The organism is Prosthecobacter sp., assembly GCF_049294395.1.
Taxonomy (GTDB): Bacteria; Verrucomicrobiota; Verrucomicrobiia; order Verrucomicrobiales; family Verrucomicrobiaceae; genus Prosthecobacter.
In genome coordinates this window covers 56,400-63,540 of sequence record NZ_JBAQCR010000162.1, presented here as the reverse complement: position 1 = coordinate 63,540, position 7,141 = coordinate 56,400, and the positions used below count along the sequence as shown (strand labels likewise).

Below are 7,141 nucleotides of genomic sequence, written 5' to 3'. Positions count from 1 at the left end.
GGATTGCTCCCGATTGGCTTTGCTCCATGTCCGCAGCCATGAATGGAGGGTCGTTACCCGATACCGCAGCGCCACTGTGGCCGGTTCTCACGGCCTTCCCTGCATCTGCGAACGGCTGCACGGCGCTTGCACGCCCTGCAGATAAAGAAAACGGGGAGCACCACGAGGATGCCCGCCGCCATGGGTTGTCATAGGCTCCGAGCTTAACCGGGGCAACCGGAAACTCAGCCTTGCAGAAACCCGCATCACCACTCATGCAAAGCGCACCCATGAAACGCATTCAAGACGCACGGCTCTACGGCATCGTTGACCTCGGTTATGTCACGGCGGAAAACGTCGAACACATGACCGATCAGCTCTGCCTCGGCGGCGTGGATGTGCTGCAGCTGCGCGCCAAGAAACTGGCACCGCAGGAAATCGAACGCCTCGCCCGCCTCATGCTTCCCATCACCCGCTCCCATGGCGTGCCGCTGGTGATCAATGATCATCTCGAAATCGCCGCCGCCATTGGCAGTGAAGGCGTGCACGTCGGGCAGGATGATGATGCTGTGGCCAAGGCGCGCGCCATTGTCGGCCCGGCATGCTTTGTCGGCAAATCGACCCACAGCCTCGCGCAGGCCATCGCCGCGCAGGAGGAAGGCGCGGACTACATCGGCTTTGGCCCGCTGTATGCCACGGGCACCAAGCCGGACTACGTGCCCATCGGTTTAAATGACATTACCGAAGTCCACCGCCGAGTCACCCTCCCGATCTTCTGCATCGGTGGTGTGAATGCCGGAAGGCTGGATGAAATCATCGCCGCAGGTGCGCGGCGCGTGGTGGTCGTGTCCGCGTTTCTGCTGGCGGGAGACGTGAGCACGGAAGTCCGTGCGCTGAAGAAGAGATTGGTCTGACCTCTGAGTATTGTAGTACCGGCTTTAGCCGGTCTGGGCGCGCTATCCAGAACCGGCTAAAGCCGGTACTACAATACTGGACCAGAGATGGGGGTCGGGCTGCGAAGCCGCGAAGCGAAACCCCGTCGCCTTGGGGCGCTGAGTTACTGCTTCTTCTCAATCGGAATAATGTCAGCAGACACGGCGCGCTTGGCGCCCAGATATTCCTTCGCGAGGGCTTCGAGCTCCTCCTTCTTGATGCCTGAAAAATCACTGACGAAGCTGCGTGCCCAGTCGAGGCGCTCCGGATGCTCCTGCGCACAGCGCAGCACGTTCATGGACCAGTAGCGGTTGTCGCGGCGCATCTGCTCCAGCTGGGCCAGCATCGGTTTGATGGCGCGGTCAAATTCATCATCGGTGATCGGACCGCCAGAGAGCTTGTCGGCGATTTCTGTCACCAGCTTGGTGAGTGAGACAGCCAGCTCCGGTTTGCACTCGATCATCGTCGTCATGTAGCCGTAACCGGTGAAGGTGTCGTTGGCCACATGGTAGCAGGCGGGGCTGTAGGTGTCTCCCAGCTCTTCACGCACCTTGATGCGCAGGCGGTCATCCAAAATGGAGCCGAGCACCGTCAGGCGGCGGGTGCGCTTGATGTTGAGCATGTCCGTGGTGGGCCAGTAAACCGTGGCGATGGCCTTTGGGATCTCGGTGTCAAAGGGGAAGGTCTTGCTGGCCTCCGGCTTCGGGAAGGCAACCATGCGTTCTTTTTCATACGCAGGCTTCTTCTCCGCACGCTTTGGCAGCGCACCGAGTGTCTTGGCCACGGCATTGAGCGCCGTTTCAGCATCGACGTCTCCCAGCACGGTGACTTCCAGATAATCCTGCGTGAGCGCCGGAGTGAGCCAGGCTTTGAGTTCTGCCAGTGTGCGCTTGCGCAGTTCTTCGATTTTTGGGAAGCCCCAGCGTGCATCGCCTGAGTGCATGAAGGAGACAACGTCATTGTTCATCACGCCCTCCGCAGTGTGCTGCAGCTGGGTGTAGAGCGGGTCCAGGTTCTTTTCAAACTGGCGTGCCGCTTCTTCGCGATACCCCGGTGCGACGAGATAGGCGGTGAGCAGCTGCAGCTGGGCCTCAAGATCTGCCGGCGTGGTGCGGCCGCTGAGCAGGAAAGCTTCATCGCCAATGGCGAAATCACTGCCCACGGTGCGGCTGGCGAAGATGCGGCGGATGTCATCCACGCCATGTTTTTCCAGGCCGCCCATTTGGAATGTGCTCTGCGCAAAGGGGATGATGCCCGGCTTGTCAGTCGGGGTGCTGAGCTTGCCACCGCCAAAATTGATCAGCACGCGGATGGTGCCTTTTTCAAACTCGGTGTGCTTGAAGTTGAAGCGCACGTTGTTTTCAAATACCGCCTGGCTGATTTCCAGATCCTTCGCTTCCGAGCGGCTGGCGACCTTGCCTGCAGGGCCAAACTCAGTGTAGGCAAAGGCGGCGGTTTCTTCCTTCACGGGGGCAGCAACCGGCTTGGCACGGCTGGCCTTGAAGGTTTCGATGATCTGCTTCGAGGCATCACCTTCGAGCTTCAAATTGCCGCCGAGGAAGATCTGCACGTCGTCGCCCTTCCAGTCGGCCACGAGAGCCGCGTGGCTGTCTTCTTCCTTCAAACCGGCCAGCACCGTGGAAATGCGGGCGAGATCATCCGCGGGATGGGTGAAAACCTTCTTGCTGGCAAGAATGGTCACCAGACCGCTGGCGAGATCCCGTGATTTGCGGCTGTCGGCCTGATCAGCGCGCAGCTTGGCACCTTTGAGAATGGTGGCCTTCGCTTCTTCAAATTCGGCTTCCGTGAAGCCGTGCTCGATGGCGCGGCGCAGCTCGGTTTCCAGCAGCGTGAGCGTCGCCTTCCAGTTCTTGGGATCACACTGGGCCTGGATGCCGTTCACGCTGACGAATTCGAGGTACTCGTAGCTGTAGCTTTCAGCGCCCATGAACGGCGCCCCTTCAGCCTTCGAGAGCTTGGACAGGCGCTGATTGATCATCATGTCAGCGAGATCACGGATCGTCTTTTCCCGGCGTGTGGCCGCATTGTCCGGCTTGTTTTTGGCAGGGCGGGGGATTTCGACGGAAAGCGTGAGCGCCTCGGCCTGCATTTCTGTGTGCAGCTTGGCGATGATGCCATAGCCGGAGGTCACCTTGCCAAGATTGGGTTCTTCAGCTTCGCCGTGCTTGGGTTTGGCGTCGGCAAACTGCTTTTTGATCTCCGCTTTGACGGCCTCAGTGTCTTTGAAATCTCCCACGGCCACAATGACGGCACGCTTCGGTGTGTAATACTTCTCGTAGAAGTCCGCGAAGCGCGGGCGCTTCATCGTCTTGATCATCTCTTCCGTGCCGATCGGCATGCGATCAGGCAGAATGGACTCCGGCATGGCAAACTTGTAGCCCGCCATCATCGTGCGGTACTCGATGGAGTCGCGGCTGAGCTTTTCACTCAGAATGATGCCACGTTCCTTGTCGATCTCGGATTCGTTCAGCAGCATGCCGTCCAGGTCATCGCGGAAAAGCTGAAGGCCTTCGGCGATGTACTTCGGCTCGACCTTGGGCAGTTCGAGCATGTACACTGTTTCCTTGAAGGAGGTGTGTGCATTGGTGTCCGCACCGAAACCCATGCCCAGGCGCTGGAAGTACTCGACCATCTCGCCGCCTTTGAAATGTCGCGAGCCATTGAAGGCCATGTGCTCAAGATAGTGCGCCATGCCCTGCTGATCGTCCTGCTCCATGAGCGACCCCACATCCATGTACAGGCGGATGCTGGCGCGGCCTGGAGGCTCATCGTGCGGCAGAATGACATAGCGCACGCCGTTTTCGAGCGTGCCATACTGCGCTTTGGGGTCGGCTTTGAGATCGCTGGTGTCCTGCGGCCAGTCGGCGGCATGGGCTGTGGAGACGACTGCTGCGAGAAGGAGAGAGCGGAGCATGGTTGTTCGATGCGTTGGGTTGGAAAGGGTAACGAGCGGCAAACTCAAAGTGACGAAAGAATGCGCGAGTGTTCGAATGACGAAACGGCGTGTGAGCGGAAATTCGTCATTTGGATTTCGGAATTTGTCATTCCCGCCGCAGGCTGTCGGCGGTCTATTCCACCTTGCCCAGGCCCGCTTCAGGGTCGGGTTCGAGGAAACCAAGCTCCACAAAGAGCTCGTCCATCGCCATGAGCGTGGCTTCGTACATCTCAAAGGAGAGATTGAAGTTGAAGAAGCCGTGGCCCTGGCCTTCGAACTCGATCAGACGGCAGAGGTTCTTCTTCTTGCTCGATTTGCGCGCAAATTGGTAAGAACCGTCAAAGGGGACCACGCGATCACCCGTGCCATGCATGATGAGCATGGGAGGGAGTCCGGGGCGTATGGCGCGGATGAGGTCTGCGGCTTTACAGGTGGCCTGGTCCGGCCAGCGGTCACGACCAAAAGCGTACTTGGAATAGGTGTCCATCACCGGATTGAACAGCACGATGGCATTGGGCGCCGGACTGCAGTCCAGGGCGTCAGAAGGATCATCAAAACCACTGAGGATGGCTGAAGAAGCGATGGCATGGCCACCACCCGAACCACCGACACCGACGATTTTGCCGGGGTTGATGCCCAGTTCGACAGCGTTCATGCGAATCCACCGAATGGCGGAGCGCGCATCGGCCATGGCTTCGACCGGGCCCGTGCCGTGACGAGTGGCCACGCGGTAATCAAAACAGATCGTCGTCATGCCGCGTGAGGCAAAGTAGACGCAATGCGGGGCAAACTGCGCCACCTGGCCATTGTCCCAGCCGCTGCTGAAGAAGAAAGCTGCCACGGATTTGGGGTATGAGGGCGCCTTGTCCATCTCGGGTTCCCAAATATAAGCCGAGAGGTTCACACCACCGACAGTCTTGTAGATTTCTTCTCGGGCGGTCTTCAGCAACTCCCGATTGCGATCAATCGGGGGTGTGCGGGGCTGACCTTCACTGTGGGACTCCATGTTTTGGGGGTAAAGACGTTGACGTTTACCAGAATCGCCAAATCAGCAAATGGTTTTACTCTGGATTAAAACTATCACAGCAAATTTCCCGGGATGCTAATTATAAAATGATGGAGACCGGTTGTTTTTGCGTGAAACGTGCCCTTGTTCGTAGTCCCAATCACGACCGCCATGCGCCAATTCCTCTCTTTGCTCCTTGGATTAAGCCTGTTTCAACTCTGCCCTCCTGCCTTTGCTCAGGAGGACGAGGCTGGATTGCAGGCGGTGCTTGAAAAAGCTTACTATAAGTGGCGCGATGCCATGCAGAGCAAAGATGCCAGGGCCTGGGCGTCCAGCATCACCCTCTACCGTCAGACGGTGATTCGCAACATGGTGGTCAGTGAGCGCAAGACGTTCCCGGATGCCGTCTTTGCCTCCGATGTGCAGCCTCCGGCCCTGGCCGGGCTCCGCCTGCTGGAAGCGCAGGCGGTGGGGAACACCGCGCACCTCGTTTATTTTGGCCGGATCGACATGGGGCAGGACAAGGAACTCATCCGGGAAAACCTGCTGAAGCTGAAGTTCGGCCGTGAGAACGGGGTGTGGAAGTATGACAGCAACCGCATCTCCCGCATGGACGGCGCACCGGACGTGGTCAAGGAACTGAAAGGCGGCAAGCGCCCCGACTTCCTCGACACCCCCGAGTACACGCCGCCCGGCGCCATGCCTCCACCGCCGCCTTTGTGCCGTGTTCCGGATTACAAGGCGGGCAGCAAGCTGCAGAGCTTCGGCTATGAAACGACCATGAGCATGAACGGCATCACCTACGATCCTGTGCGGGACGGGCTGGATCAGCAGATTCTCATCGGCGGCCTCGTCAACGGGCACAACGAAATCACCCTGCGCATGAAGCCGGTGCCAAGGCCGGAAGGCGGAAAAGCCGCTTTGGAAATCCGCATTTACAAGCTGTCCAAAGATCCCGCCAAGCCGGGCACCGAAGTGCTGCGCTGGCAGGCACCTGAAAGCGGAGCCCCTGCAGAAGTGACCCTCCCCATCGAGGTGAAATCGTAGCAGCTGCGTGGTTCTCCATTGTTTTTACCATGCCAACGATCGACCACGAGAACACGCTGCGCGCTGAGGGTTTTCGCATCGTGGCCGGGATTGATGAAGCCGGTCGTGGCCCTCTCGCCGGGCCCGTGTGTGTGGCTGCGGTGGTGCTTCCGGACGATTTCTCGCATGCGGTGCTCAATGATTCCAAGCAGCTCAGCGAAGTGAAGCGCGAGCGGTTGTATGAAGAGATCACCACCGACGCACGCATCCGCTGGCACTGCGTGAGCATCGAGCCCGAAGAAATCGACCGCATCAACATCCTGCAAGCCACCTGGGAAGGCATGCGCCGTGCCGCGCTGGGCTTGCAGCCTGTGCCAGATGCGGCCCTCATCGACGGCAAGCCGGTGAAGCGTTTCCCCCTGCATCACGTCGCCTTGGTCAAGGGGGACAGCCTCAGCTACTCCATCGCGGCGGCCAGCATCATCGCCAAGGTCACGCGGGATCGCCTCATGGTGGCCATGGCGCGGCAGCATCCGGAGTACGGCTTCGAAATTCACAAAGGCTACCCCACGCCCGGACATCTGGCGGCATTGAAACAGCACGGCCCCTGTCCGCATCATCGGCGCAGTTTCAGACCCGTGGCACAGCTCGAACTCGATCTGGCATGAAGCTGCTCATCTCCCGGCCTCAAAGTCTGTGGCGCTGGCTGCGGCGGCGGGTCTCGGGAGATGCCCGTGTGCGGGCAGCGGCGCTCTGGCTGCGCGCACGGCCCCTGGCCGCGTTTCAGCGTCGTCTGGCTGGACGAAAAATGGGCAGCGGGGAAATCGGGGAGATGGGTGAGATCATCGCCGCGCGCTGGCTCACCGCACATGGCCGCAAGGTGCTGTATCGGAACTACCGGGGCGGCAACCGTGGGGAGGTGGACATCGTCGCCCGGCATCGGGATGTGCTCACCTTCATCGAGGTGAAATCCCGCACCAGCACCGCTTTTGGCCGCCCCGCCGATGCAGTGGGGCCTGACAAGCAGCGTCTCATTCAGCGCGGAGCCATGAACTGGCTGCGCCTGCTGGGAAATCCGCGCATCAAGTTCCGCTTTGATATTGCCGAGGTCATCCTCATCGAGGGCGAGCTGCCGCGTGTCCACGTTATTGAGAATGCCTTTCAGATGTCGGACAGGTCCATGGCTGGGCGGTAGCTCGTACGTGACGATTTTGACAGTTTAAGGCCTCCATCTTGCCTCC

General features: G+C 59.6%; 6 protein-coding genes. 4 read left to right on the top strand and 2 right to left on the bottom strand.

All coding sequences use genetic code 11. The features are described from left to right. Window positions 1–269 precede the first annotated feature (269 nt). Window positions 270–893 carry a thiamine phosphate synthase gene (gene thiE, locus WAW39_RS11030; RefSeq protein WP_422318702.1) on the top strand — a complete coding sequence of 208 codons (624 nt, stop codon included), beginning with the start codon at window positions 270–272 and terminating at the stop codon, window positions 891–893. Between the two features lie 143 nt (window positions 894–1,036). On the opposite strand, the gene WAW39_RS11025 is transcribed toward thiE, so the two are convergent. Then, a complete protein-coding gene (locus WAW39_RS11025) occupies window positions 1,037–3,847 on the bottom strand; it encodes a M16 family metallopeptidase (protein ID WP_422318700.1) in 2,811 nt (936 codons plus the stop codon). Between the two features lie 154 nt (window positions 3,848–4,001). Further along, window positions 4,002–4,874 carry an alpha/beta hydrolase gene (locus tag WAW39_RS11020; protein ID WP_422318698.1) on the bottom strand — a complete coding sequence of 291 codons (873 nt, stop codon included), beginning with the start codon at window positions 4,872–4,874 and terminating at the stop codon, window positions 4,002–4,004. 171 nt (window positions 4,875–5,045) lie between these two features. On the opposite strand from WAW39_RS11020, the gene WAW39_RS11015 reads away from it, so the two are divergent. From WAW39_RS11015 to WAW39_RS11005, 3 genes are read left to right on the top strand one after another with little or no spacing between them, the layout of a single operon-like run. Further along, window positions 5,046–5,921, top strand: a complete 876-nt coding sequence (locus WAW39_RS11015; RefSeq protein WP_422318696.1) for a hypothetical protein — start codon at window positions 5,046–5,048, stop codon at window positions 5,919–5,921. A 29-nt stretch (window positions 5,922–5,950) separates the two neighbouring features. Continuing rightward, window positions 5,951–6,568 carry a ribonuclease HII gene (locus WAW39_RS11010; RefSeq protein WP_422318694.1) on the top strand — a complete coding sequence of 206 codons (618 nt, stop codon included), beginning with the start codon at window positions 5,951–5,953 and terminating at the stop codon, window positions 6,566–6,568. Further along, window positions 6,565–7,095, top strand: a complete 531-nt coding sequence (locus WAW39_RS11005; protein WP_422318692.1) for a YraN family protein — start codon at window positions 6,565–6,567, stop codon at window positions 7,093–7,095. The genes WAW39_RS11010 and WAW39_RS11005 overlap by 4 nt, the downstream gene beginning before the upstream one ends. Window positions 7,096–7,141 lie beyond the last annotated feature (46 nt).